The sequence below is a fragment of the Arcobacter rhizosphaerae genome, assembly GCF_049472155.1.
GTDB lineage: Bacteria > Campylobacterota > Campylobacteria > Campylobacterales > Arcobacteraceae > Arcobacter_B.
Genome location: NZ_JBMOVW010000007.1, coordinates 92,994 through 116,800 on the forward strand (window position 1 = coordinate 92,994; position 23,807 = coordinate 116,800).

Genomic DNA, 23,807 nt, shown 5'->3' on the forward strand with positions numbered 1-23,807 from the left:
CCTATTAAAAATTATTGCTCTAATTTTCTAATTCTTAAGCTTAACTCTTTTAATTGCTCAGCATCAACTTCACTTGGAGCTTGAGTTAATAAACATTGAGCTTTTTGAGTTTTAGGGAATGCAATAACATCTCTAATTGAGTCAGTTCCTGCAAGTAACATAATCATTCTATCAAGCCCCATAGCAAAACCACCGTGAGATGGTGCACCATATTGAAGTGCATCTAATAAGAATCCAAATTTCTCTTTTGCTTCTTCATCAGAAATTCCCATAAGTTTAAATACTTTTGCTTGAATCTCTTCTTTATGAATTCTGATAGAACCACCACCAAGCTCTGTACCATTTAGTACAATATCATAAGCAATTGATTCAATCTCTTCAATATCTTCAATATTATCTAAGTCACATTTTTCTAAGTTAGGCATAGTAAATGGATGGTGTAATGCTTTTGTTCTTCCATCTTCAACTTCAAACATAGGGAAGTCAACAACCCATACAAACTCATAAACGTCTGCTGGAATAATTTCCATTTGCTCTGCTAAGTAAAGTCTAAATCTTCCCATGTAATCCCATACAGTCTTTTTATCACCTGCACCGAAGAATACAACATCACCAACTTCTAATTCAGTTGTTTTAACGATTGCTTCTAAATCTTCTTCTGAGAAGAATTTAGTTAATGGACCTTTTAATCCATCTTCTTTCATTTGGAAATAACCTAAACCTTTAGCTCCAAATTTTCTAACGTAATCTTCAAAACCTTTCATTTGTCTTTTTGAGAAGATATTATCTCCATTTGGACATCTTAAAGCTTTGATTCTATTGTTTTTAGTATCTTTTGCAATATTAGCAAAGATTTCATTTGTAGAATTAGCAAAAATATCAATAACATCAACCATTGCCATATCAAATCTTAAATCAGGTTTATCAGAACCATACTTTTCCATAGCATCTGCATAAGTTATTCTTGGGAAAGTTGTAGGTACTTCTTTTTCACAAGCTGTAAATGTATCATAGATTAATTTTTCAGCTACTTTGATTACATCTTCTTGATTACAAAAACTCATCTCAACATCTATCTGAGTAAATTCAGGTTGTCTATCAGCTCTTAAATCTTCATCTCTAAAACATTTAGCAATTTGGAAATATTTATCAAATCCAGATACCATTAATAATTGTTTAAATAATTGTGGAGATTGAGGAAGTGCATAAAATTCACCTGGGTGTACTCTTGATGGTACAAGATAATCTCTTGCTCCCTCTGGAGTTGATTTTGTTAATATTGGAGTTTCAACATCTAAGAAACCTAATTCATCTAAAGTATTTCTAACTTGAATAGTTGCTTTTGATCTTAATTTAAAAATGTCATACATTTTATCTGATCTTAATTCTAAGAATCTATTTCTTAGTTTAATCTCATCATTTACTTTTTCATCATTTAAATCAAAAGGCATTGGTTTAGATCTATTTTCGATTACTAATTCATCTAAAACAATCTCAATTTTTCCAGTAATTAAGTTTGGATTTTCTAATCCCTCACCTCTTTCTCTCACTTCACCTGTTGCAATTAATACAAACTCATCTCTTACACTTTCTGATTCAGGTAAAACTTTTGGATCTGCTACTAATTGAACTATTCCACCCTTATCTCTTAAATCAATAAATATAATTCCACCGTGATCTCTTCTACTGTTTACCCATCCAGCAACAGTAACTTTTTCACCAATGTTTTTTTCAGTTACTTCTGTACAATAATGTGTTCTCAATTCAAACTCCATAAATATAAATATGCGCGATTTTATCTAACTTTTACTTAATTTCTAAAAAACCAAACCTAGTAGTTTTATATAGTTTTGGCTCATAAATAACTTTATTTTCTTCAATCTTTGTATTAATACCATTTGAGACATTTGATTCATATAAATAATTGATTCCAACTAAAGTAGAATAATCAACCCAACTATACTCTATATCTCCTCCGTACATCTTAATAATATCAATTAATTTATCATCAACTTTATCAATAGAACTTGCTACAACAAAATTTTCTCTATCTTTCTCTTGAGTTAAAGCAATAATTCTAGGATCAAAATTTAATTGTGTTGATAAAATCACTTTAGGTTCAATATCATAAGCACGTAATTGAGATAAAATAATTGAAGTTTTTACAAGTTTTGTATTTAAAAATAAAGTAGAATTTTTAAGTTTATAATCTTTTACAATACCTTTAAAGTAGTTTCTTTTATTTTTAATCATTTTAGTTCTTAAAGTAACAGGAACTTGTACTTCATACTTCTCTTTTAATTTTTTACCTATATAAGAATCTTGATAAAACATTGTATTTTTAATATTAGAATACTCTAAAAGTTTTTTAATCTGCCTATCATAAGAGATTGCTCCATAAACAAAGTTTTCTTTAAAAGTTTCATTATCACTTTTATTACTTAAAGGAAGATACACCTTTAAAGATGATGTATCAAGTTCATGTAAAATATTTGAAGCTCTTGGAGTAAATAAGGCAATTACTTTTTCAAAACCATCTGTTTTTAAATTTTCAAAAGCTTTAGATATATTCTCAATATTTTCATTTTCAGTGTCATATACTTTTACATTATAATTTGCATTCATAAATGCTAAATATCCAAGTATAGTGTTCATTGAAGTTTTAGCATATCTTCCAACAATTCTAGAAGGATAAACAACAGCTATATTAATTGATTTACCATCACTTACAAAACTAAATTCGTCTTCTTTTATATCTAAAGGGTCAAGTGATTCTATTTCTTCTTTACCAATTTTTTCACCAATATCAAAATCATTTGTTATTGGTTTTCCTAAATCCTTATTAACTTTTTCATTAGGAATATTTATTTCCACTTCTTGTTTTGGTGTACAACCTATAAATACTACAACTATAAAAACTATACTTAATAACTTTTTCAATTTAAAGACTCCAATTGATTTTTAATTTTTAGCATATCAATATATGCATCTTTTTTTGAAGAGGGGTTTCTTAATAAAAAACTTGGATGAAAAGTAGGAATTAAAACCATATCTTTATAATTTATTGTTTGCCCTCTTAATAGATTAATATTAACATCTTCATTTGTCAAATACTTGTAAGCATTTTCTCCTAATGTAACAATAATCTTTGGTTTAACTAGTTCTATTTGTTTAAAAAGATATGATTTACATAAATTTGCTTCTTTACTAAATGAAGTTATATTTATTGGCTTACATTTTAAAATATTTGCCATATATACATCATCTTTATTGATATTTAAAACATTCTCAATCATTTTAATTAAAAGTTCACCTGTTTTACCAGCAAAAATTTTTCCTGTTTCATCCTCAAGAGCACCAGGAAAATCAGAAATAAACATAATTTTAGCATTTTTATTACCATTTGAAAATACTGTGTTCTTTCTGCTTTTTGATAACTCACATAAATAGCAGTTATCTACACTATTTTTTAAAGCATCAAGGTTATTTGGTAAATTAAAACCATTTATTTCATTTGATATAAAATTAATTGGCTCATGATATGAATATCCAATAGATTTTAAGAAGTTTAAATGATGTAATAATTTATATTTAGTTAATTTTGTCATACAAAATTGTACAAAAAAGTTTCTTTGTTAACTATTTATTCCATTAATTTGAACAATATTATATTTTTTATTGACTTTTGTACCAATATTTTATAAAATCATCTAAATATTTTTAGGAAATATAAAAATGACAACACCAAGTCTTAGAAAATTAGAAGAAGATTTAGAAGTAAATAAAACAACATTACATAATTGGAAAAAAAATAGACCTAAACTTTTTAAATTTATTGTTGATTCTTATAAAGATAAAGAATTACTAAAGAAAAATCTAGAAACACTAGTAAAACAAAAAGAAATAATAGAAAATGAGATAAGTCTAAATAAGAAAAGAGTATAATATAAATATATAAAACTATGAAGCCATAACTTTTAATAAACTTTTTAAATAGCGCGAAAAATTAATTGTTAGAGGCTTCATAGTTTTGTATATTTGTATGAAACCAAAAAAATATAAATAAGGAAAATTCCTTATTTATATCTATGAGTAATTCTACCTTTATCTAATGAATAAGGAGTAATTTCTACCTTAACCTTATCACCAGGTAAAATTTTAATGTAGTGCATTCTCATTTTTCCTGAGATATGACATAGTACTACATGACCATTGTCTAATTCAACTCTAAACATTGCATTAGGTAAAGCTTCTATTACTTTCCCATCAATTACAATTACATCATCTTTTGCCACTTTTTATGTCTCCCTAGTTTTCAACTGTACTTAAAATAACTGCTTTACCATCAACAACAGCAACTGTATGTTCATAATGGCTACCTCTTAATCCATCACGCGATACTACATCCCAATCATTTTCTAATATAACTGGTTCTCTATCTTTATGACAAATCATAGGCTCTAAGCAGAATACCATACCATTTTTAATTTTTGGTCCTGATTTTGGACTACCATTTTCTAAATAGTTTGGAATTTCTGGTTCATCATGAGGTTTCTTTCCAATACCATGTCCACAAAATCTTACTAATGGTTGATAACCACGAGCAACAATAAAGTCTTCAATAGCTTTTGAAAGTTCTTTGAATCTCATACCTTCATGAATAATATCTATAGCATGATATAAAGAGTCTTTTGCACAAGCAATTAGTTCTTCATCCTCTTTTGATATTTTTCCAATAGGCATAGTAATCGCAGAATCACCATACCAACCATCAACTTCTGTTCCAATATCAAGGCCAAGAATATCACCTTCTTTTAAAACAGTATCATCAGGTATTCCATGAATTATTACTTCGTTTAATGAAGTACAAACTGAATTAGGGAAACCGTAAAGCCCTTTAAATGAAGGTCTAGCCCCTAAATCTCTTAGGAACTTATCACCCATGGCATCGACTTCTAATAAAGTCATGCCAGGTTTTACATTTTCTCTAAGATAATTAAGTGTTTTAGCAACAATTTCATTTGCTACTTTTAGTTTAGCTATTTCGTTAGGTTTTCTAATAGGAATAGCCATTTTTATAATCCTACTGCACTTAATGTTTCATATTTACTTGTATATTGTTGTGCTTCAATTTTTCTCATTGTATCAATAGCAACTTGAACAACGATTAATACTGCAACACCACCAAAATAAAATGGAACACCCATAGCTTTTACAACAAGCCAAGGAACAGTAGAAATAGCACCAAGGTATAAAGCACCCCAGAATGTTAATCTACTTGCAGTTTCATTTAAAAACTCAGCTGTACTTGCCCCTGGTCTAACACCTGGGATAAATCCACCTTGTTTTTTTAAGTTCTCAGAAATGTCTTTTGCATTAAATGTAATACTTGCATAAAAGAATGCAAAGAAAACTACAAATAAGAACATAAATACATTAAATGTATAAGAACTTGGACTTAAATAGTCAGCAATAACTAATAAGTACTCATTTTGTGATCCCTGTAAAACAGTTGCAGGGAACATTAAAATTGCTGATGCAAAAATTGCTGGAATTACACCTGCTAAGTTAACCTTAATAGGAATATAATTCATAACTCTTTTTTTCTGATTTTGCATCATTACTTTTCTTGAATATGAAACAGGAACTCTTCTTTCACCTAACTCAACATAAATAATTGCTCCAACTGTAGCTAAAATAACTACAATAATTGCAATTACAGTTAAGAAGTTCATTTGTCCATTATTAACTAAGTCAATAGTTCCACCAATAGCACTTGGAATTGCAGAAACAATACCAGCGAAGATAATTAATGAAATACCATTACCAATACCTTTTTGTGTGATTTGTTCACCAATCCACATAAGAAGCATCGTACCAGTTAACATAGAAATTGAAGAAACAGCTATAAATGTATTCATGTCAATTGAAATTGCACCTTGTCCACTTTGGCCTGTTAAAGAATTTAATCCCATTGAAACACCAATTGATTGAATTAATGTGATAACAATAGTAGTATATCTGATGATTTGCATATATTTTTGCATCCCATCTCTTTCTTTTTTCATTTTACCAAGTGCGGGGAAAGTTGCAGCTAACAATTCCATAATAATAGAAGCTGTAATGTAAGGCATAATTCCTAGTGATATGATAGACAGTCTTTCAACTGCATTACCACTAAACATATTAACAAGACCTAATGCATTATTTGCATTTGAATCAAAGAATTCTTTTACTACGTCTATATTAACCCCAGGTACTGGCACATAAGCCAGTAACCTGTAAAGAAATATAAAACCTAATGTAATAAGAATCTTATTTATTAGATCTTTACTCATGGTTATTTTCCAGTAGTTGTTACGTTTTCGTCTTTAATTTTAGATACTAAATCTTTTGCAGCAGCTCCAATTAATTTAACTTTAACAACTGATTTAGATAATTTATATACAGATTTGATTGACTCAACTGTAATCTCTTCAAGTGCAGCAACTGCTTTTACTTTATCAACATTGATAGAGTAAGGCTTAGCAACTCTTGAGAAGAATCCAATTTTAGGAAGTCTTTTTTGCATAGGCATTTGACCACCTTCAAATCCTCTCTTGATCTTGTAACCAGATCTAGATTTTTGACCTTTTTGTCCTCTTGCAGAAGTCTTACCAGTTCCAGAACCTTGACCTCTACCTACTCTTTTTCTATTTTTTGTACTACCAGGAGCTGGTTGTAAATTTTCTAATGCCATTTAACTATCCTTTGATTCTTGCTAAAGCTTCAACTGTAGCTTGTACAAGGTTATTTGGATTATTTGAACCTAAAGATTTTGCAATAATATCTTTAACTCCAGAAAGTTCAAGAACTGGTCTTGCCGCACCACCTGCGATAAGTCCTGTACCTTCAGATGCTGGTTTTAAAAGAATTTTAGATGCGTTATATTTATGTTCAATATCATGTGCAATAGTTGTACCATTAATACTAACTTTTACTAAAGATTTAAATGCATCATCTAAAGCTTTTTTAATTGCATCAGGAACTTCTTTAGCTTTTCCTGTACCAAATCCAACTGTTCCGTTTTTATCACCAACAACAACTAAAGCTGTAAATCTGAATCTTCTACCACCTTTTACAACTTTTGTTACTCTTCCGATTTTAACGATTGCTTCTTGAAAGTCTTCTCTATTTACTGCCATCATTAACCCTTATAATTTAATACCATTTTCTCTTAATGCGTCAGCAAATGCTGCAACAACACCATGATAAAGGTACCCATTTCTATCAAATACTACTGTTTCAATACCAGCAGACTTTAAGTTCTCAGCAAATTGTGCTGCTACTTTACCTGCATTTTCTTTACTTACATTAAGTCCCATGTTTTGAGAACTAACTGATGCTAAAGTAACACCTTCAACATCGTTAATTGCTTGTGCACTTAAGTATTTGTTAGATTTAAAAATTGTTACTCTTGGCTTTTCAGAAGTACCAAAAATTGATCCTCTAACTCTTCTTTTTCTTCTTGCTCTTAATGCATTTTTCTTTGCTAAATCTTTTGCTCTACTCATCATTCACACCTTACTTAGCAGTTTTTCCGGCTTTTCTAACGATATGCTCGTCAGTATACTTAACACCTTTACCTTTGTAAGGTTCTGGTTTTCTGTAGCCTCTAATAATTGCAGCAGCTTGACCAACTTGTTGTTTATCTGCACCTTTAACGTGAATTAAGTTTTTCTCAACAGTAATTTCTAACCCTTCTGGGATATCATAATTAATTGGGTGAGAGTATCCTAATTGTAACTCTAATACTTTACCTTTAACAGCAGCTCTATAACCAACACCGTTAATTTCTAAAGATTTTTGGAAACCTTTAGCTAATCCATCAACAGCATTATTAATTAAAGCTCTATAAGTTCCCCAGAAAGCAGCTGATTCTTTTTCTTCACCAACTTTTCCTAAAACAACTTGGTTGTCAGCAATTTCTACAGAAACTCTTCCGTGAGTTTCAACAGGAATAGTTTTATTCCCTTTTTTTACATTTACAATAGTACCATCAACTGATACTTCTACCCCTGAAGGGATAGCGATAGGTTTTTTTCCAATTCTAGACATTACACTCTCCTACCATACTGTACACAGTACTTCACCACCAACTTTAGAAGCGTAAGCTTCGTCGTTAGCAATAACACCCTTGTTAGTTGTAACAATGATTGTACCGTATCCATTTTTAAAGTTTTTTAGTTCATCAAAAGATTTGTAAACTCTTCTACCAGGTTTAGAAACTCTTTTAATTTCGTTAATTACAGAGTTATCATTATCATCATATTTTAATGAAACCTGAATAGTTTTTTTGTTGTTTTCACCATCAATTACTTTGTAACTTTCAATGTACTCTTTTTGTTGTAATACTTCTAAAATACCAACAACTGTATTTGAGTGTAATAATGTTGCAACATCTAATTTTCTCATTGCAGCATTTCTTACTCTAGTTAAAGCATCTGCGATTATATCATTCATCATAGCTTATTTTCTCCCTACCAACTAGCTTTTCTAACACCAGGTAATAAACCTTCGTTAGCCATTTTTCTTAAACAAACTCTACAAAGTCCGAAGTCTCTGTAAACTGAGTGTGGTCTACCACACACTGAACATCTTGTATATGCTCTTGAAGAGAACTTAGGAGTTCTCTTTTGCTTAGCAATCATAGATTTCTTTGCCATTACGCTCTTCCTTTAGTAAATGGAATTCCTGCTAATTCTAATAATCTAAATGCTTCAGCATCGTTATCAGCAGTAGTAGAAATTGAAATATTCATACCATGAGTTTTAATAATATCATCATAAACAACTTCAGGGAACATTAATTGCTCATCTAAACCGAAGTTGAAGTTTCCTCTTCCGTCAAAACCATTTCTGTTTAAACCTTGGAAGTCTTTTACTCTTGGTAATGCAATAGAACATAATTTATCTAAGAATTCATACATTCTTTCAGCTCTAAGTGTAACTTTAACACCTACAGGGTAACCTTCTCTTACTTTAAAACCAGCAACTGATTTTTTAGCAATAACTTTAACTGCTTTTTGTCCAGCAATTAAAGAGATAGTATCTTGAATGTTTTGCATTAATTTACTATCTTTCATAGCTTCACCCGCACCAACAGAAATAACTACTTTGTCTAACTTAGCAGTTAACATCTTGTTTTTTGGGAATTCAGTTTCTAATGCTGGTTTAATTTCTGCATTATATTTTTCTAATAATCTTGCTGCCATCTTACTCACCTTCTACTTTTGCTACATTTGAAATATCAATAGGCATTTCTTTGTTTACAAAACCACCTTCAGGGTTTTTCTCTTGATCAGGCTTAACAGTTTTTTTAGCAACTTTACAATCTTTAACGATTACTTTCATTTCTTTTGGTAATACAGCTAAAACTTCACCAGTTTTACCTTTATCATCACCAGCGATGATTTTTACAGTATCACCTTTTTTGATTTTTAATTTAACTGCCATATTATAATACCTCCGGTGCAAGTGAAACGATTTTCATGAATCCTGAATATCTAACTTCTCTAGCAACAGGTCCAAAGATTCTTGTACCAATTGGGTCTTTTTTAGCATCTAAAATAACTGCTGCGTTGTCGTCAAATCTGATTAATGAACCGTTTTCTCTTTGAACTTCTTTATGAGTTCTAACAACTACTGCTTTAACTACTTGACCTTTTTTAACTTTTCCAGTTGGTAAAGCTTTTTTAACAGAAGCAACAATAACATCACCAACAGATGCGTATCTTCTCTTAGAACCACCAAGAACTTTGATACACATAATCTCTTTAGCACCTGTGTTATCAGCTACATTTAATCTTGTAAAACTTTGAATCATTACTTAACTCCTGTAGCAACAATAGTTTTTAATCTGAAAGATTTAGTTTTTGATAAAGGTCTACACTCAATAGCGATAACTTTGTCACCTTCATTTAACTCATTTCTTTCATCATGAATTAAATATTTTTTAAATCTTTTTACAGTCTTGTGATATCTTGGGTGTAAAACGTATCTAGTAACTAGAATAGACGCTGTTTTATCTCCAGATTTTTTTACCACTACACCTTGAATCTCTCTTTTATGTGTCATACTTTGGATCCTTAGTTAGCTTTTGCTGCAGTAATTGCTGTTTGAATTCTAGCGATATCTTTTTTAGCCGCTTTTAATTCAGAAGTATTTGTTAACTGCATAGTTTTTAGCTTCGCTTTTAATTCAAAAAGAAGCACCTTTTTTTCTTTTAATAACTCTTGAAGCTCATTTAGGCTTTTGTCTTTTAAATCAGTATAGTTCATTTTCGCTATCTCTTGTTACAATTTTAGTTTTAAATGGTAATTTATGTTGTGCTAAAGTTAAAGCTTCTCTTGCTAACTCGTCACTTACACCTGCCATTTCAAAACAAATTCTTCCAGGCTTAATGTTCATTACCCATTTATCAACAGCACCTTTACCTTTACCCATTCTTGTTTCTAATGGTTTAGCAGTAAGTGGTTTATCTGGGAATACAGTAATCCAAACTTTCGCTTGTCTTTTAACTTTTCTAGTCATTGCAACCCTAGAAGCTTCAATTTGTCTTGAATCAATTCTTCCGTGTTCAACAGCTTTAAGTCCGATTTCACCGTAAGCTAAAGTATTACCTCTATGGGCTTTACCTCTGTTTCGGCCTTTCATCATTTTTCTATATTTAGTTCTTTTAGGCATTAACATAATTATTTACCTCTTCTCTTACTTGGTCTTCTCTTTTGCTTAGGCTCTTCTGTTTTTTCAGCTGGAATTCCTTTTGCAAGAATCTCACCTTTGAAGATCCAAACTTTAATACCGATACAACCATAAGTTGTATGAGCTTCAGCGAATCCGTAATCAATCTTAGCTCTTAAAGTATGTAAAGGAACTCTACCTTCTAAGTACCACTCAGTTCTAGCCATTTCAGCTCCACCAAGTCTACCAGAAACAGATACTTTAATACCTTTTGCACCAGATTTAAGAGCATTTTGCATAACTCTTTTCATAGCTCTTCTAAATGCAACTCTTCTTTCTAATTGTTGTGCAACATTTTCAGCAGATAATTGACCAGATAATTGTGGTTTTCTCTCTTCTTTAATGTTAACAGCAATTTCTTTACCAACTAAGTTAGAAAGGTTAACTTTTAATTTTTCAACGTCTGCACCTTTTTTACCAATGATGATACCAGGTCTAGCAGCTACAATTGTAACTCTGATTTTTTTAGCAGTTCTTTCTACGATAGTTTGAGCAACACCTGCATAGTATAACTCTTTCTTAACGAACTTTCTAATTTTATCATCTTCAGCAACGTTTGCTGGCATGTTAGAAAATTTAGGAAACCATCTTGATTCCCAGTTTCTATTGATACCTAATCTTAAACCTATTGGATTAACTTTTTGACCCATTATTTATCTCCTTTTTCAGCAGCCGCTACTTCAATCATAATGTGTGCAGTTGGTTTGTGCTTAGGTGATGCACTACCTCTAGCTCTTGGAGTAAATCTCTTAAGAACTGGACCTTTGTCAACTCTAGCTGAAGTAATTACAGCTTCTTCTGGCTCTAAACCAGCATTTGCTACTGCTGATGCAATAACTTTTGAGATGATTCCAGCAGCTTTGTTAGGAGTAAATTCTAAAGATGCAATAGCATACTCAGCATTCATACCTTGAACTTCTCTAGCAATTAATCTTGCTTTTGTAGGAGAAAGTCTAATAAATTTTAATATTGCTTTACCCATTGATTACGCCTTCTTCTGTACAGAGCCTTTATGACCCTTAAATGTTCTAGTTGGTGCAAATTCACCTAATTTATATCCAACGTGGTTCTCTGTAATATTTACAGGAACAAAGTTTCTTCCATTGTGCACATTAAAAGTTAAACCAATCATATCAGGTAATACCATTGATCTTCTTGACCAAGTTTTAATTGGTTTTCTATCGTTAGCTTCAACAGCTTTGATAACTTTTTTCATTAGGTGCGCGTCTACGAATGGACCTTTTTTTATTGATCTTGCCATCTTAAACCCTTACTTCTTTCTTCTTGAAATGATTAGTTTGTCACTAGCTTTTTTCTTTCTAGTTTTGTAACCTTTAGTTGGCATACCCCATGGAGTAACAGGATGTCTACCAGAGTTAGTTTTACCTTCACCACCACCGTGTGGGTGATCAATAGGGTTCATTGCAGAACCTCTAGTTTGAGGTCTAATACCCATGTGTCTAGTTCTACCAGCTTTACCAACAACCATGTTAATATAATCTTCGTTACCAACAATACCAATTGTTGCGATACATACACCAAGAATTTTTCTCATTTCACCAGATGGTAATCTTAAGATAACGTATTTATCTTCTCTACCCATGATTTGAGCATATCCACCAGCAGATCTTGCAATTTGTCCACCTTTACCTGGTTTCATTTCAATGTTATGAACCATAGTACCTACAGGAATAGATTTTAATCTCATTGCATTACCTGGAATAATATCTAAACCAGACTCAGCAGCTTGAACTTTATCACCTACTTTTAATCCAGAAGGTTGTAAGATATATCTCTTATCACCATCAGCATAAGTTACTAAACAAATTCTACAGTTTCTGTATGGGTCGTACTCAATAGTTGATACTGTACCTTCTACACCAAACTTGTTTCTTTTGAAATCAATAATTCTATATAATTTTTTAGCACCTGCTTCTTTATGTCTAGAAGTGATTCTACCGTTATTATTTCTACCAGCTGAAGCTTTTACTCTTACAAGTAAAGATCTAACTGTTGGTTTAGAAGTAATATCAGAAGTATCCATTACAGACATGAATCTTCTTGCAGGAGTTATTGGTCTAAATTTTTTAATTGCCATCTATAATCTCCTTAAGCTGATAGGTTCGCTATTTCAGCGCCCTCTGGTAATGTAACGTAGAATTTTTTGAAATCTGGTCTTTTACCAGGCTTTCCTCTAAATCTTTTAACTTTACCGTTTTGTCTTAAAGAATTAACTTTTGATGGAGTAACACCAAAATACTCTTTAAATACTTCTTTTAAACCGTTTTTAGTCATTCTTGGACTAGTTTGAACAACGATTACACCATTTTCTTGAAGCTCGATTGTCTTTTCTGTATATAATATTGCTTTAATATCTGTAATATCTGCCATCTTAAGCCTCTTTTGTTAATGCATCAAATACTGATTTTTCAATTAGTACTGAGTGGTATGCAGCAATTAAATAAGCGTTAACTTCTTGCTTTTCAACCATATAACAGTTTTTAACATTTCTAAACGCTAAGTATGTTTTCTCATCAATTGTATCAACTACAACAAGAGTATCTCTTTTGTCTAGTTTATTTAAAACTGCAACTGCGTCTTTAGTTTTACCTGATTCAATTTTAACAGAGTCTGCTACAAATAATGAACCATTTTTAGCTTGTGCATTTAAAGCAAATTTTAATGCTAAAGCTTTTTGTTTTTTGTTAATTTTTTGGTTATAGTTTCTAGCAGATGGTCCAAATACTTGACCCCCACCAACGAATAAAGGAGATCTTTTAGAACCCCATCTAGCACCACCAGAACCTTTTTGAGCTTTAGGTTTTTTACCACCACCTCTTACTTCAGATCTGTTTTTAACTCTAGCTGTATTTGCTCTTAATGAAGATAAGTAAGATTTAGCATATAAGTATAAGTTGTGAGAGTTAATCTCATCATACTTAGCTGGTAATGCTAACTCACCATTATTTTCAAATTTTTCGTTTAATACTACTGCATTACTCATTTAGCAACCTTTACTTTTCCTAATGCACCATTTGGTCCTGATACTGAACCTTTAACAACTAAGATTCCAGTTTCAGCGTCAAATGAAACTACATCATTTTTAACACTTACATTTGTATTTCCGTATTGTCCTGGCATTTTCTTACCTGGTTGAACTCTACCTGGCCATTCTGCATTACCGATTGAACCAGTTCTTCTACCCATTCTATGACCGTGAGATGCTCTACCACCAGCGAAGTTCCATCTTTTAACTCCACCTTGGAAACCTCTACCTTTTGTTTTAAAAGTAGTTTTTAAAACTTTAGCTTCTGATAAAGGAGCTAAATCTAAGTCACCTGCTTCAGTATTTGCTACGTTTGCTGTTGCAAATCTGTTAAACTCTTTAGATAGATTGTATTTCTTTTGTTGACCTTCAATTGTCTTATTCATCTTCTTACCAGATGCGTAAGAAACAATTGCTACACCGTCAGTCACTTCACATACTTTAGTATCTAGAACTTTTAAAAGTGTAACAGGAACAGCAGGAACAGAAACAGTTCTACTCATACCAATTTTTTCTACGATATATTCCATTTATTACCCTTTCTTCTTATTCTTGACCCATAGATCTAACTTCAACATCAACTTCTGGAGCTAAGTCAAGTTTCATTAATGAATCTACTGTATCAGGAGTCGCTGCAATGATATCAATCATTCTTGAATGAACTCTGATTTCGAATTGCTCTCTTGAATCCTTGTTTACGTGAGGACCTTTAAGAACTGTATATCTTCTGATTTTCGTTGGAAGAGGGATTGGACCTCTTAACTCAGCACCAGTTCTTTTAACAGCTTCAACAATTGAAGCAACACTTCTGTCTAAAACTCTATGATCGTAAGCTTTAAGCTTTAATCTGATTTTTTCCATTTTTTTCCTTTAAAGAACTCGTTAGATGTACCGAAAAAGCACTCTAACCACATTTAGTGGACGCGGATTATAACTTAAAAGGAATTAAATGTCAAGTATAATGGGCTTTAGGTATAAAAAAAGTCTATTTTATTTCCTTTTAAAAAGGAAAAATAGTATATATTTAGCATCATTTTAAGCATAAACTAAGATTATGGCTTAAATTTTAAATTATTTACGTAAAGTGATTTAAAACCGCTTTTAAAATGTTAATTATTTGCTTATGAAATGTGTGTATATATTAATAAGGTAGAAGTTAACACTTTATTTAGGCTTTTGTATATACTGCCATTTTTCATTTTATCTTATAAAAAGTATTTACTCCAGCTTTGACTATAGAATAATTCAGTTAGATAATATTAGAATTTAAAATAAAATATTTAAGACCGTTAGTTTAAAGACAAACCACTCTTTCTACATATTTACCCGTTCTATAATTAAGTTGTTTTTCAATCTTGTATTTTTTATTTTTATTTATACAATCTTGTTTACTAATTTTAGTATTTTGATTATGGCATCCAGTTATTACTAATAAAAAAATTATCACAGTTAAGAAATTTATTACTTTCATATCACAACCTTTCATCTATAATATCTATTATATTGATGAAAGGTACTACAATAGTATCATTTTATGTGATTAAGATATAGATTCTTTTTCTCCACATTTATGACAATATTCCAATAATACTATTTTCATATTTTCGCAAGTGCTACATTTACTTCTCAATCTATTTTGACAATTTGGACAAAAATTCATTGTTTCATAGTTTACTTTATTGTTACATTTATTACATATACTTTTATTATATGATTCAATTTTTGAAATTGTTGTATTTTGAAATTGAGTATTTTCTTCTTTATATTTTTTCTGCACTTTTATTATGATAAAGGTAAAAACCACTACAAGAACAGCTAATGCAAAATAGTAAACAACAAATGGTATTTCTAAACTTGCGAAGAAACTCATAAGTTTTTCAAAAAATACTTTTGGCAAAAGTGTATATATTAATGAAATAAAAGATATTACTGTAGGAATTGAAATTATTACTAAAATATTTTTAGCAATTATATATAATATATAGTTCTCTTTTAACATAAATCTTTTCATAGAAAAGAAAGATACTAGTAAAAGTGGCAATAAAAATGCTAAAGTAATTAAATCCTTTTTTATTTCATATACTTTTATTTTTTCTTTATATTCTTCTTTTACTAAATCTTTATTTTTTTTGATATACGAAACTAATTTCTTTACACTTTTTGATGAAGCAAAATTTTTATCTATTTGTTGAATTTTTTCATTTAGCTTTTTTCTTTTTTCTAAATAGAGATTATATTTATTTTTAATTTCACTATTTATTTGTTTTTTATTTTGAACTTGAATATTTTCAAATAATGTAGTGTTATAGTTTTCTCGATAGAATTTTATTTGATTATTTATAGATGATAACTCTTTTTTTAATAACTGTTTTTCTTTTCTTAAATCTTTTATATTATGCTGTTTTTTGATATCTTCTATTAATGTTATAATTTCTTTACATTTATTTGAAACATCTTGTTTTTGAATACTATTATATTTTCTACTTTCATTTATATAGTAATAGCTATTTACACTTTCAACCTTACTTGATGTCACTATATTTTTACAAGTGCTAGAATATTTATTATAAGGATTATTAAGTATTTTTACTTGAAACTCTATACCCATTTGTAAAATACTAAAAACGAATAAGTTTAATAAAACTATAAAAAAAATTGAAAGTTTGGAGAGTTTTTCTTTTCCTTTAAATACAAAATTATTCTTATAAAATTTTTTAAGACTCTCTTTCATTTCTTTTCCTCTTAATTCTTAAATATAAATTTTGGATAAAAAATCCGTATTACTAAAATAGAAGTAATTGTATAGCTAAGTATATGTAAATTAAAATTTATATTAAATAAATAAGTAATCAATAAAGAAATGATTCCTCCTAATAAAACCCAAACTGTTAATAAAAAAATAAATATAAAACCTATTCTTAATATCGTTCCATTATAATTATTCATATTTTTCCTTTTGTACTCTAATTATTTCTTCTATTTGTCTTCTATGAATAAAAGTATGCATAAACATAAAACAGCTCCAATCATGATTATTAAAATTTACAAACCAAGGATGTGCTTTAGTTTGTTTTGATTGATTTTTTTTATGCTCTTTTATATAGTTTTCATAAGTCTCCATAAATTTCAAAAAGTTTGTAATAGCATTTTGGTCTTCACCTATTGGTTTTACTGCTTCTATTGTAATTTTATGTTTAAACTCTTTTTCTTTTGATAAAGTATCAATTACATTCATAATTGCATTACCTGTAATATATAAATGTTCACAAGCCATATTTACAGAATAATCAGAACTATGTTCTTCTATAGCAAAAGTTCTATTTATCTTTATTCTCCTTTCTTTTTGTTCTTTTGATAAAGAAGATGTTAATTTTTCTATAAGTTTTCTTTCCCTTTTTATAAGAAAAAGTGCCAAATTCCAACTCATAAGTAACCTTACAATTGGTATTAAAACATACCTGATTATATTTTTTTCCATACTAGGTAACCCAGCACCTGCTTTTGCTTCCATCTGTAACCTTTCTTGTTATTTTATTTATTCTAAAATAATATTTTTTATAAACAACTTAATTTTAGAGTAATTACTCTAATAAATCAAGTAAAAGCTCTAAAATGTTAAAATAAATCATGAAAAAGAAAATAAATACAAAAATAAAAATAAAACAATCTGCCATGAAACTTTTTAATGAAAAAGACTCATTGAGTATTACTACAAATCACATAGCTAAACAAGCTGATATTTCACCTGGTAACCTTTATTACCATTATAAAAATAAAGAAGAAATAGTTCTTGATTTATATATGGAATTAAGCTCTAAATTTATGGAGCTTAATAGTTTTGAAAATATGCTAATGCATGAAAACTTTTTTGAAGCAATGGATAATATGTTTAATCAATACGCAAAACTTTTCTTTGAATATAGATTTTTACTAAGAGATGCAACTGTTCTAATAGCAATGGATTCAAATCTAAAAAAAGCATTTACAAAAAACCAAGAAATAAGAATAAGTCAAATAGAAGGTCTACTAAAATATCTTATAAAAGAAGGTTTAATCAAAGAACTAAACAGAAGTTCTTTAAATAAAAGAGCAAAACTTCATTGGTTTATTACAGCATATTGGCAAACTTTTGCTTCAACAACAGGCGATGTAACATTAGAAACACTCCAAGAATCAAAAGAGGTATTCTTTGAATTTATGATTTACCCTAATCTTACGCAAAAAGGTAAAGATTTAATTAGAAAAATGACTAAATAAAACTAAAGCTTTCCCATAAGTAAGCTTCTTGTAATAAAAAATAACATAAAATTAGTATAGCCAAACTTATCGTGAGGTAAGGACGGAAAGTCACGGGTCTTAGATTTAAGATAGCCGGATTGCACTCAAAACCAATGCAATTGGCAATTTTAATCTAATCTATGAATTAAAATAAAGAGGTTACACGCGAACTACACTTCTTTGAACATTCTAGGAGATTAAAAATGAAAATACTAGCAACAAAAGAATTAAAGAATAGCTGTTTATTAGCTATTTTTTCATTCACACTTATTTTACTTATGCATATTCAAGATATGATACCTTTTTTCAAACTCTTTTCAAGCTAAAGTAAAATATAAATTAGATTAATAGAAGTTTTTTACCAAAAGGAACTTCTATATCTTCACTTAAAACCCAAACACTTTCATAACTAGGCTCTTCTATTGGAAATTTACCAAAGCCATCTGTAAAATATAAAAATAAATTTACATCATCAATATTTTCATCAATATAAATAAAAGTGTTTTCAAAATTAGTACCCCCACCACCTTTTAAGGTATATGATAGTTCATCTCCTGCATATAAAATATGATGTTCATGCACTTTTGCATCTGCTACTAATAGATCTATTTCAAAATTTTCGAAACTATTCATTATAGATTCAACCTCTGCTAAAAATTTTGACAAAAGTTTTCCATCAATAGAACCAGAACTGTCAATACAAACTACAAGTTTAGCTTTTGTTCCTTGTAAAGATGGTAATGCAAAACCTTGAGAAATATATCTTTTATTTGGAGGTATGAGTTTATAATCAAATTTTATAGACTGTTCTATAATATTATAAAGTTCCTCCTCCCAAGAGATTTTTCCTTCATATAAATTTGGTACAAGTATTTCTATACCAAGAGGTAAATCACCTTGAAGTTTGGCTTTACTTATAAGCTGTTCATGCATATCTTGTATTTCTTGATTATTATCTATTTCTTGTTCTTGATGTTTTTCAAACTTTATTTGTGATACTTGCTCAGGTGTATGTTTATCATCATCAATTTCATTTTCAAGTGCAGCATAAATAGCCTCTGCACTCATATCATCAAATCTTTCATCATAATTTACGCCATCGGGAAGTTCTAAACCATTATTAACAAGTAAGCAATTTATTGCATAATCTGTGGCTAGAACCCAAAGCCATTGCATTCTTGAATCAACTCTTTTATCATGTAAAAAGGCTTGATGCATTGCTGAATTTGTAAGTACAAAACCTAGTTCATCATCACTTAATGAGTTTATATAATCATCATTATATTCAAAGTTTTTACTAGTTGAAAGATAGGTCTTTAAATCTTCATTTAACGCTGCCTTTTGAGTTGAAGCTATTGATCCAAAATATGGTTGCTCAATTATCAATGAAGACTTTACTCTTGAAATTCTCTGTTCTATTTGGTTTTTCAAAACTTAGCCAATTAAAAACTTATTTGCATCACTCCATGTTTTCCATGAAGGTGAACTCTCAATATTAATACCCTCTTTTTGAATATCTCTAATCAACATCACTGAAAATTCATTTGGTAACTCTAAGGAGTAATTTAAAACATTCGTTATATTTTGTACATTCTGATTTTGTTTTAAAGCATAAGTTATTCCAGTACATAAAGCATATAAAACAGAATTATTTTGAGGTACTTCTTTTAAGTTACCATCTAAGATAGTATTTATATCAGGTAAATCTTTCATAATTTTACAATAGTTCATAAACTCAACTGCACTATCTTTTCCAACAGCACCACTTATTACCTCTTCTAGTAAGTTTATTTCTAATTTTGATTTTAATATATCATCTACATAAGACCAAGATCTAGGAGTAGCAAAAGATTTTTCTTTTGATTTTGCATCAAAAGTAAACAAACTTTCACTTTTATATGATAAAAATGAGATAATTCGAGTATCAATATTTGAAGTATAAGCCCATCTTTTCCACTCATCAAAGTCTAAATCAAAATCAAGATGTACAAACCTATTTGCCAAAGGTGTTGGCATTCTATAAGTTACACCTCTATCTGTTTCATAATTTCCTGCTGCAATAATTGCATAGTTTAAGGGAAGAGTATATTCTCCTATTTTTCTATCTAAAATAAGTTGATAAGCAGCTGCTTGAATAGTTGGAGGAGCTGAATTTATCTCATCTAAAAAAAGAATTCCTTCTTCTTTTGAGTTAGTATTAGGTAAAAACTCAGGTTTTGCCCATACTGCACTTTTTGTTTCACTTTCAAAAAATGGTATTCCTCTTAAATCAGTTGGATCCAGTAAACTTAACCTCAAATCAATAAAGTTCATATTTTTTTCATTTGCTATTTGCTTTACAAGTGAAGATTTTCCAACTCCAGGATTTCCCCAAATAAATACAGGGACTTTACTATTTATCAAAGACTCTAAAGAGTTTTTTAAATCACTAGCTTTCATATTACATTCCTATATTTTTTCTTGTAAACTCTCTAAAACTATCATTATTAGAGATAATCGATTTTAAGCCACCATCATATTGAAATTGTAAAAGTACTCCTATTGGAGTACTTATATTTTCACATAAAGATTCATTTATTATTCTATTATCTAGCTTACTTAAATCTTTTAGTATCTCTTTTGGAGTATTGATATTTGAAGCAAGAGAGATATTAATATCAAAATCTTTTAAACTATATAAGCTTTCAAATTGTTCTTTTGACAAATTAATATTATGAGCAATAGCTATATTATATACTTTATCTTTTTTCTTTAAAAACTCTTCTATTTTTAGATTAGAGCAATTTTTATTTTTTAAAAGATTTATATTTGCATTTTCTATATCTTTTTGAAATAGTCTATCTATCATTGCAGTATTTAAAGTTTCATTCATAGATAAATATATCAAACACACATCATCAATATTTTCAATAAATTTATTAAATAATTCTTCATTTAAAGTTATTGTTTTTAGAAGTTCTTTTTTTAAAATATCATCTTTTAAAAATTCATCAATCATATCTACTTCATAGTTTGAGGCTTTTATAAGTGAAATATTTACTTCTTGAATATTTTTTTCAAATAACTTTTTTTGAACCATTAGTGAAATAGCCTCATTTAATGCTAAAAACCTTAGTTCATTTACTCTATTATTTTTTATAATCTGCAAATGCATTGTCTTTGAACTATTTGGATTTAAAGCTACTACTTCTTTTAAATTCAAAGGTTGATCTTTTTGAGCATTTTTATCAGAAATAGAAAAATCAGGCATATTGTATAATACTTCTAAAAGCTTAGGGTGTGTAGCTTCTAGGGCTGTGTAATATACTCCTATTGGTGCATATTGAATATTGTGGTTTGTTTCAACTAAACTACAAAATCTCTCTACTATTTTAGTACAAACATCCCTATTTTCATCAGTATCATAAATATCCTCATCTTTAAAATCATATAATCTTAGAAGTTTTATAAAAACTTCATCATCGAAATACTCATTACTTAAAAGTTTTAATAATCTTTCTTGATCTTTTGATATTTTAATAGCTAACAATACAGAATCTATATCAAGATTCTTTGAAAACTCCTCCTCTAATTTATTTATTTCTAAAATATCAATTTGTGTTTTCGATAACTCATATAACTCTTCTTCAATAACAATAGGTGTAAACTTACCTTTTATAACAATATTTGCTTTTTGTATACTATCAACAAGAACTGCACCTTTTTGTAATAAATACTTTTCTAACTCTTCTAAATCAATAAGGTTAGCTCTTCCTGTAAAAAATATATTTTGATTTTCATAATTATTCATCTGTAAATAGTATCTTAGTATTTATTAAAAAAAAGTTTTATAATGTAAAATTAAGCTATTTTAAAGTCTAGGACCCTACCCTTGGTAGAATCCTGAGAAAAGAAGAACATCATCATCTTCTTCATTTTTTAAGTCATTTACGATTAAATTTTCGAGTGTTTTAGCAATACTTGGAGCAAATGTCATACCAAGCCAACCAAGCCCCATAGCATATATTAAGTTATCATACTCTTCATCTTTCCCAAATAGTGGTCTATCATTTGGTGTTAAAGGTCTAAACCCACTCCATTCTTTAATATTTTTCATTTCAAAAGGTTTTGTATATTTTTTAAAATTTTCTTTTATACTATCTATTTGTGCTTTTACTATTTTTGGATTAGAGGATCCTAATTCAAGTTTTGATGTAAGTCTTACATCGTTTCTTCTTGGAGTCATTACTATAAATAAATCATTAAATAAACAAGAAGTTTTAGGGCGTAATTCTTTTGGCATTTCAAAAGTAATACTATAACCTTTTGCAGGTGTCATCATCAACTGTTTTTTTCTTCTTTTTGCTAAAAGTGTTTGATATCCTGTAGCCATAATAAAACTATTTGCTTCATAGCATGAACTTTTAGAACTCACACTTATAACTTTATCATCACTAAAAGCTATATCTTCTATTTTTTCATTTAGTATAAACTCTACACCATTTTCAATTAAATAGTTTTTCATTTCAAGCATTACTCTTTGAGGATCTAAATGAGCATTTTTCTTAAATAATATAGCACCTTTTACATCAGAACTTGCACAAGGCAAGTACTCTTCTAGTCTGTTTTTTGTAAGTATTTCAAATCTTTTACTATCTTCATAATTATACTGTTTTAACTTTTTATCATAACTATCTTGCTCTGTAAAAACAGATAACATTCCTGTATGATGAAAATCAAAATCTAAATTCTCTTCTTCTTGAATTTGTTTATATAAATCAATAGTATCTTGTCCATATTTTTCAAAAAGAATGAGTGTTTTTTTAAGTCTTTCATGATTTGCATTTTTTACAAATTCAAATAACCACTTAAAAAGCTGATAATCAAATTTAGGATGAAGCTTTACAGGAGACTCACCTTTTAACATCATCTTCAATGTTTCCCCAACTACCCCTGGATGACTTAAAGGAGCCTTATCAAAAGAGGATAGTAAACCTGCATTTCCAAAAGAAGTACTATTTGTAATATCATTTTCATCAATTAAGGTTACTTTTCTTCCTGCTTTATGCAAGAAATAAGCACTCATTAATCCAATAATACCTCCACCAATTATTACGATATCTCGTTTCATAATAAATCCTTAAAATATTTTATAAATAATATATTAATTTTTTGTATTTTAGTAGTTAAAATATGTGGAAATATTATAATATAATTTTTTTAATTGAATGTTTATATAAAGTATTTTGAAGTAGAATTTTTCAATTTGTTAAAAATCTCATCAAAATCAGCAGGATAGACTCTATTGCCTCCAATTGAGCTTATAAAGTTTGTATCTCCAAGCCATCTTGGCAGTATATGATAATGTACATGCTGTGCTATTCCAGCACCTGCTGCTTTACCTAAATTCATACCAATATTTACACCTTCACAAGACATAACATCTTTTAAAAGCTTAACTCCTTGTCTTACTCTTTTACTTATAACTTCCCATGTTTTATCATCTAAATCTTCTATTTTATCAGTATGAAAATGAGGAATTACCATGATATGACCAGGGGAATATGGGAACTTATTCATAACTACATAACAATACTCATCATGAAATAAAACTTGAAGCTTTTCATCATCTAAGTTTTTTGAAATATGACAAAAAATACAACCTTCAATTTTCTCTTCGCTAACGTAAGAGTATCTCCATGGGGCATATAAGTGTTCCATTT

General features: G+C 29.1%; 36 protein-coding genes and 1 riboswitch. Of the genes, 3 read left to right on the plus strand and 33 right to left on the minus strand.

The genetic code is table 11. The annotated features are described in order from the left end of the window. Window positions 1–11: 11 nt before the first annotated feature. The 3 genes from aspS to ACH5BH_RS11515 are packed head-to-tail and all read right to left on the minus strand — an operon-like array spanning window position 12 to window position 3,608. The gene (gene aspS, locus ACH5BH_RS11505; protein WP_423298455.1) at window positions 12–1,763 is read right to left on the minus strand and encodes an aspartate--tRNA ligase; all 1,752 of its coding nucleotides are present in this window, start codon (window positions 1,761–1,763) and stop codon (window positions 12–14) included. A 43-nt stretch (window positions 1,764–1,806) separates the two neighbouring features. Next, window positions 1,807–2,940: a hypothetical protein gene (locus tag ACH5BH_RS11510; protein WP_404307083.1), complete on the minus strand. Its 1,134-nt coding sequence runs from the start codon at window positions 2,938–2,940 to the stop codon at window positions 1,807–1,809. Further along, complete coding sequence (locus ACH5BH_RS11515; protein ID WP_404307085.1) at window positions 2,937–3,608, minus strand: uracil-DNA glycosylase; 672 nt, start codon at window positions 3,606–3,608, stop codon at window positions 2,937–2,939. Before ACH5BH_RS11515 ends, ACH5BH_RS11510 begins: the two co-directional genes overlap by 4 nt. A 127-nt stretch (window positions 3,609–3,735) precedes the next feature. Here ACH5BH_RS11515 and ACH5BH_RS11520 point away from each other — a divergent pair, with 127 nt between their 5' ends. After that, complete coding sequence (locus tag ACH5BH_RS11520) at window positions 3,736–3,945, plus strand: hypothetical protein (protein ID WP_404307087.1); 210 nt, start codon at window positions 3,736–3,738, stop codon at window positions 3,943–3,945. Window positions 3,946–4,076: 131 nt separating this feature from the next. Here the strand turns inward: ACH5BH_RS11520 and infA are convergent, their stop codons facing one another. From infA to ACH5BH_RS11645, 25 genes are all read right to left on the minus strand, one after another. Continuing rightward, window positions 4,077–4,295: a translation initiation factor IF-1 gene (infA, locus tag ACH5BH_RS11525; protein WP_072682044.1), complete on the minus strand. Its 219-nt coding sequence runs from the start codon at window positions 4,293–4,295 to the stop codon at window positions 4,077–4,079. A 13-nt stretch (window positions 4,296–4,308) separates the two neighbouring features. After that, entirely contained in the window at window positions 4,309–5,073 is a 765-nt protein-coding gene (gene map / locus ACH5BH_RS11530) for a type I methionyl aminopeptidase (RefSeq protein ID WP_404307089.1), read from the minus strand. Window positions 5,074–5,075: 2 nt separating this feature from the next. Further along, window positions 5,076–6,338, minus strand: a complete 1,263-nt coding sequence (secY, locus tag ACH5BH_RS11535; protein ID WP_404307091.1) for a preprotein translocase subunit SecY — start codon at window positions 6,336–6,338, stop codon at window positions 5,076–5,078. Between the two features lie 2 nt (window positions 6,339–6,340). Continuing rightward, window positions 6,341–6,739, minus strand: a complete 399-nt coding sequence (gene rplO / locus ACH5BH_RS11540; protein WP_404307093.1) for a 50S ribosomal protein L15 — start codon at window positions 6,737–6,739, stop codon at window positions 6,341–6,343. 4 nt (window positions 6,740–6,743) lie between these two features. Then, on the minus strand, window positions 6,744–7,184 hold the full coding sequence (gene rpsE / locus ACH5BH_RS11545; protein WP_254577582.1) for a 30S ribosomal protein S5: 441 nt from the start codon (window positions 7,182–7,184) through the stop codon (window positions 6,744–6,746). Between the two features lie 9 nt (window positions 7,185–7,193). Continuing rightward, complete coding sequence (rplR, locus tag ACH5BH_RS11550) at window positions 7,194–7,553, minus strand: 50S ribosomal protein L18 (protein ID WP_404307095.1); 360 nt, start codon at window positions 7,551–7,553, stop codon at window positions 7,194–7,196. 10 nt (window positions 7,554–7,563) lie between these two features. After that, window positions 7,564–8,097: a 50S ribosomal protein L6 gene (gene rplF / locus ACH5BH_RS11555; protein WP_404307097.1), complete on the minus strand. Its 534-nt coding sequence runs from the start codon at window positions 8,095–8,097 to the stop codon at window positions 7,564–7,566. Between the two features lie 9 nt (window positions 8,098–8,106). Beyond that, window positions 8,107–8,505, minus strand: a complete 399-nt coding sequence (rpsH, locus tag ACH5BH_RS11560; RefSeq protein WP_404307099.1) for a 30S ribosomal protein S8 — start codon at window positions 8,503–8,505, stop codon at window positions 8,107–8,109. A 14-nt stretch (window positions 8,506–8,519) separates the two neighbouring features. Beyond that, window positions 8,520–8,705: a type Z 30S ribosomal protein S14 gene (locus ACH5BH_RS11565; RefSeq protein ID WP_254577578.1), complete on the minus strand. Its 186-nt coding sequence runs from the start codon at window positions 8,703–8,705 to the stop codon at window positions 8,520–8,522. Then, window positions 8,705–9,253 (minus strand): 50S ribosomal protein L5, encoded by a 549-nt coding sequence (gene rplE / locus ACH5BH_RS11570; protein WP_404307101.1) that lies wholly within the window; start codon window positions 9,251–9,253, stop codon window positions 8,705–8,707. The genes ACH5BH_RS11565 and rplE overlap by 1 nt, the downstream gene beginning before the upstream one ends. A gap of 1 nt (window position 9,254) precedes the next feature. Beyond that, window positions 9,255–9,494 (minus strand): 50S ribosomal protein L24, encoded by a 240-nt coding sequence (rplX, locus tag ACH5BH_RS11575; RefSeq protein WP_404307103.1) that lies wholly within the window; start codon window positions 9,492–9,494, stop codon window positions 9,255–9,257. Window position 9,495: 1 nt separating this feature from the next. Further along, window positions 9,496–9,864 (minus strand): 50S ribosomal protein L14, encoded by a 369-nt coding sequence (gene rplN, locus ACH5BH_RS11580; RefSeq protein WP_404307105.1) that lies wholly within the window; start codon window positions 9,862–9,864, stop codon window positions 9,496–9,498. Then, window positions 9,864–10,115 (minus strand): 30S ribosomal protein S17, encoded by a 252-nt coding sequence (gene rpsQ, locus ACH5BH_RS11585; protein ID WP_404307107.1) that lies wholly within the window; start codon window positions 10,113–10,115, stop codon window positions 9,864–9,866. Before rpsQ ends, rplN begins: the two co-directional genes overlap by 1 nt. Window positions 10,116–10,126: 11 nt before the next feature. Beyond that, window positions 10,127–10,318, minus strand: a complete 192-nt coding sequence (rpmC, locus tag ACH5BH_RS11590; RefSeq protein WP_404307109.1) for a 50S ribosomal protein L29 — start codon at window positions 10,316–10,318, stop codon at window positions 10,127–10,129. Beyond that, entirely contained in the window at window positions 10,305–10,730 is a 426-nt protein-coding gene (gene rplP, locus ACH5BH_RS11595; protein WP_404307111.1) for a 50S ribosomal protein L16, read from the minus strand. The genes rpmC and rplP overlap by 14 nt, the downstream gene beginning before the upstream one ends. Window positions 10,731–10,732: 2 nt before the next feature. Next, window positions 10,733–11,431 carry a 30S ribosomal protein S3 gene (gene rpsC, locus ACH5BH_RS11600; protein WP_404307113.1) on the minus strand — a complete coding sequence of 233 codons (699 nt, stop codon included), beginning with the start codon at window positions 11,429–11,431 and terminating at the stop codon, window positions 10,733–10,735. Then, window positions 11,431–11,763, minus strand: a complete 333-nt coding sequence (gene rplV / locus ACH5BH_RS11605) for a 50S ribosomal protein L22 (RefSeq protein ID WP_254577571.1) — start codon at window positions 11,761–11,763, stop codon at window positions 11,431–11,433. Before rplV ends, rpsC begins: the two co-directional genes overlap by 1 nt. Before the next feature lie 3 nt (window positions 11,764–11,766). Further along, a complete protein-coding gene (rpsS, locus tag ACH5BH_RS11610) occupies window positions 11,767–12,042 on the minus strand; it encodes a 30S ribosomal protein S19 (RefSeq protein WP_404307115.1) in 276 nt (91 codons plus the stop codon). A gap of 9 nt (window positions 12,043–12,051) precedes the next feature. Continuing rightward, window positions 12,052–12,879: a 50S ribosomal protein L2 gene (gene rplB / locus ACH5BH_RS11615; RefSeq protein WP_404307117.1), complete on the minus strand. Its 828-nt coding sequence runs from the start codon at window positions 12,877–12,879 to the stop codon at window positions 12,052–12,054. Between the two features lie 11 nt (window positions 12,880–12,890). Then, complete coding sequence (locus ACH5BH_RS11620) at window positions 12,891–13,172, minus strand: 50S ribosomal protein L23 (RefSeq protein WP_254577568.1); 282 nt, start codon at window positions 13,170–13,172, stop codon at window positions 12,891–12,893. 1 nt (window position 13,173) lies between these two features. Further along, window positions 13,174–13,785: a 50S ribosomal protein L4 gene (gene rplD, locus ACH5BH_RS11625; RefSeq protein WP_404307119.1), complete on the minus strand. Its 612-nt coding sequence runs from the start codon at window positions 13,783–13,785 to the stop codon at window positions 13,174–13,176. Then, window positions 13,782–14,357 (minus strand): 50S ribosomal protein L3, encoded by a 576-nt coding sequence (gene rplC, locus ACH5BH_RS11630; protein ID WP_404307121.1) that lies wholly within the window; start codon window positions 14,355–14,357, stop codon window positions 13,782–13,784. The genes rplD and rplC overlap by 4 nt, the downstream gene beginning before the upstream one ends. 16 nt (window positions 14,358–14,373) lie before the next feature. Then, window positions 14,374–14,688: a 30S ribosomal protein S10 gene (gene rpsJ, locus ACH5BH_RS11635; RefSeq protein WP_071627220.1), complete on the minus strand. Its 315-nt coding sequence runs from the start codon at window positions 14,686–14,688 to the stop codon at window positions 14,374–14,376. A 679-nt stretch (window positions 14,689–15,367) separates the two neighbouring features. Next, the gene (locus tag ACH5BH_RS11640) at window positions 15,368–16,435 is read right to left on the minus strand and encodes an ABC transporter permease (RefSeq protein WP_423298456.1); all 1,068 of its coding nucleotides are present in this window, start codon (window positions 16,433–16,435) and stop codon (window positions 15,368–15,370) included. Window positions 16,436–16,765: 330 nt separating this feature from the next. Further along, complete coding sequence (locus ACH5BH_RS11645) at window positions 16,766–17,338, minus strand: hypothetical protein (RefSeq protein ID WP_423298457.1); 573 nt, start codon at window positions 17,336–17,338, stop codon at window positions 16,766–16,768. 116 nt (window positions 17,339–17,454) lie between these two features. Here ACH5BH_RS11645 and ACH5BH_RS11650 point away from each other — a divergent pair, with 116 nt between their 5' ends. Both ACH5BH_RS11650 and ACH5BH_RS11655 read left to right on the plus strand, forming a co-directional pair. Then, window positions 17,455–18,084, plus strand: a complete 630-nt coding sequence (locus ACH5BH_RS11650) for a TetR/AcrR family transcriptional regulator (protein ID WP_404307128.1) — start codon at window positions 17,455–17,457, stop codon at window positions 18,082–18,084. 49 nt (window positions 18,085–18,133) lie between these two features. Then, window positions 18,134–18,211, plus strand: a riboswitch (cyclic di-GMP riboswitch). 97 nt (window positions 18,212–18,308) lie between these two features. Beyond that, entirely contained in the window at window positions 18,309–18,431 is a 123-nt protein-coding gene (locus ACH5BH_RS11655; RefSeq protein WP_404307130.1) for a hypothetical protein, read from the plus strand. A gap of 13 nt (window positions 18,432–18,444) precedes the next feature. Here the strand turns inward: ACH5BH_RS11655 and ACH5BH_RS11660 are convergent, their stop codons facing one another. The 5 genes from ACH5BH_RS11660 to ACH5BH_RS11680 form a co-directional block, all read right to left on the minus strand. Next, window positions 18,445–19,536, minus strand: a complete 1,092-nt coding sequence (locus ACH5BH_RS11660) for a vWA domain-containing protein (RefSeq protein WP_423298458.1) — start codon at window positions 19,534–19,536, stop codon at window positions 18,445–18,447. A 3-nt stretch (window positions 19,537–19,539) separates the two neighbouring features. Further along, window positions 19,540–20,544, minus strand: a complete 1,005-nt coding sequence (locus tag ACH5BH_RS11665) for an ATP-binding protein (RefSeq protein WP_423298459.1) — start codon at window positions 20,542–20,544, stop codon at window positions 19,540–19,542. 1 nt (window position 20,545) lies between these two features. Beyond that, window positions 20,546–21,895 (minus strand): hypothetical protein, encoded by a 1,350-nt coding sequence (locus ACH5BH_RS11670; protein WP_423298460.1) that lies wholly within the window; start codon window positions 21,893–21,895, stop codon window positions 20,546–20,548. A 75-nt stretch (window positions 21,896–21,970) separates the two neighbouring features. Beyond that, the gene (locus tag ACH5BH_RS11675; protein ID WP_423298461.1) at window positions 21,971–23,215 is read right to left on the minus strand and encodes an NAD(P)/FAD-dependent oxidoreductase; all 1,245 of its coding nucleotides are present in this window, start codon (window positions 23,213–23,215) and stop codon (window positions 21,971–21,973) included. A gap of 101 nt (window positions 23,216–23,316) precedes the next feature. Continuing rightward, complete coding sequence (locus tag ACH5BH_RS11680) at window positions 23,317–23,805, minus strand: HIT family protein (RefSeq protein WP_404307140.1); 489 nt, start codon at window positions 23,803–23,805, stop codon at window positions 23,317–23,319. Window positions 23,806–23,807: the final 2 nt, after the last annotated feature.

Bases quoted from the DNA above. Each gene is read 5' to 3' on its own strand.
- ACH5BH_RS11515 (WP_404307085.1), bottom strand. From the start codon at position 3,608: ATGACAAAATTAACTAAATATAAATTATTACATCATTTAAACTTCTTA.
- ACH5BH_RS11520 (WP_404307087.1), top strand. From the start codon at position 3,736: ATGACAACACCAAGTCTTAGAAAATTAGAAGAAGATTTAGAAGTAAAT.
- map (WP_404307089.1), bottom strand. From the start codon at position 5,073: ATGGCTATTCCTATTAGAAAACCTAACGAAATAGCTAAACTAAAAGTA.
- secY (WP_404307091.1), bottom strand. From the start codon at position 6,338: ATGAGTAAAGATCTAATAAATAAGATTCTTATTACATTAGGTTTTATA.
- rplO (WP_404307093.1), bottom strand. From the start codon at position 6,739: ATGGCATTAGAAAATTTACAACCAGCTCCTGGTAGTACAAAAAATAGA.
- rpsE (WP_254577582.1), bottom strand. From the start codon at position 7,184: ATGGCAGTAAATAGAGAAGACTTTCAAGAAGCAATCGTTAAAATCGGA.
- rplR (WP_404307095.1), bottom strand. From the start codon at position 7,553: ATGAGTAGAGCAAAAGATTTAGCAAAGAAAAATGCATTAAGAGCAAGA.
- rplF (WP_404307097.1), bottom strand. From the start codon at position 8,097: ATGTCTAGAATTGGAAAAAAACCTATCGCTATCCCTTCAGGGGTAGAA.
- rpsH (WP_404307099.1), bottom strand. From the start codon at position 8,505: ATGATGAATGATATAATCGCAGATGCTTTAACTAGAGTAAGAAATGCT.
- ACH5BH_RS11565 (WP_254577578.1), bottom strand. From the start codon at position 8,705: ATGGCAAAGAAATCTATGATTGCTAAGCAAAAGAGAACTCCTAAGTTC.
- rplE (WP_404307101.1), bottom strand. From the start codon at position 9,253: ATGGCAGCAAGATTATTAGAAAAATATAATGCAGAAATTAAACCAGCA.
- rplX (WP_404307103.1), bottom strand. From the start codon at position 9,494: ATGGCAGTTAAATTAAAAATCAAAAAAGGTGATACTGTAAAAATCATC.
- rplN (WP_404307105.1), bottom strand. From the start codon at position 9,864: ATGATTCAAAGTTTTACAAGATTAAATGTAGCTGATAACACAGGTGCT.
- rpsQ (WP_404307107.1), bottom strand. From the start codon at position 10,115: ATGACACATAAAAGAGAGATTCAAGGTGTAGTGGTAAAAAAATCTGGA.
- rpmC (WP_404307109.1), bottom strand. From the start codon at position 10,318: ATGAACTATACTGATTTAAAAGACAAAAGCCTAAATGAGCTTCAAGAG.
- rplP (WP_404307111.1), bottom strand. From the start codon at position 10,730: ATGTTAATGCCTAAAAGAACTAAATATAGAAAAATGATGAAAGGCCGA.
- rpsC (WP_404307113.1), bottom strand. From the start codon at position 11,431: ATGGGTCAAAAAGTTAATCCAATAGGTTTAAGATTAGGTATCAATAGA.
- rplV (WP_254577571.1), bottom strand. From the start codon at position 11,763: ATGGGTAAAGCAATATTAAAATTTATTAGACTTTCTCCTACAAAAGCA.
- rpsS (WP_404307115.1), bottom strand. From the start codon at position 12,042: ATGGCAAGATCAATAAAAAAAGGTCCATTCGTAGACGCGCACCTAATG.
- rplB (WP_404307117.1), bottom strand. From the start codon at position 12,879: ATGGCAATTAAAAAATTTAGACCAATAACTCCTGCAAGAAGATTCATG.
- ACH5BH_RS11620 (WP_254577568.1), bottom strand. From the start codon at position 13,172: ATGGCAGATATTACAGATATTAAAGCAATATTATATACAGAAAAGACA.
- rplD (WP_404307119.1), bottom strand. From the start codon at position 13,785: ATGAGTAATGCAGTAGTATTAAACGAAAAATTTGAAAATAATGGTGAG.
- rplC (WP_404307121.1), bottom strand. From the start codon at position 14,357: ATGGAATATATCGTAGAAAAAATTGGTATGAGTAGAACTGTTTCTGTT.
- rpsJ (WP_071627220.1), bottom strand. From the start codon at position 14,688: ATGGAAAAAATCAGATTAAAGCTTAAAGCTTACGATCATAGAGTTTTA.
- ACH5BH_RS11640 (WP_423298456.1), bottom strand. From the start codon at position 16,435: ATGGGTATAGAGTTTCAAGTAAAAATACTTAATAATCCTTATAATAAA.
- ACH5BH_RS11645 (WP_423298457.1), bottom strand. From the start codon at position 17,338: ATGGAAGCAAAAGCAGGTGCTGGGTTACCTAGTATGGAAAAAAATATA.
- ACH5BH_RS11650 (WP_404307128.1), top strand. From the start codon at position 17,455: ATGAAAAAGAAAATAAATACAAAAATAAAAATAAAACAATCTGCCATG.
- ACH5BH_RS11655 (WP_404307130.1), top strand. From the start codon at position 18,309: ATGAAAATACTAGCAACAAAAGAATTAAAGAATAGCTGTTTATTAGCT.
- ACH5BH_RS11665 (WP_423298459.1), bottom strand. From the start codon at position 20,544: ATGAAAGCTAGTGATTTAAAAAACTCTTTAGAGTCTTTGATAAATAGT.
- ACH5BH_RS11670 (WP_423298460.1), bottom strand. From the start codon at position 21,895: ATGAATAATTATGAAAATCAAAATATATTTTTTACAGGAAGAGCTAAC.
- ACH5BH_RS11675 (WP_423298461.1), bottom strand. From the start codon at position 23,215: ATGAAACGAGATATCGTAATAATTGGTGGAGGTATTATTGGATTAATG.
- ACH5BH_RS11680 (WP_404307140.1), bottom strand. From the start codon at position 23,805: ATGGAACACTTATATGCCCCATGGAGATACTCTTACGTTAGCGAAGAG.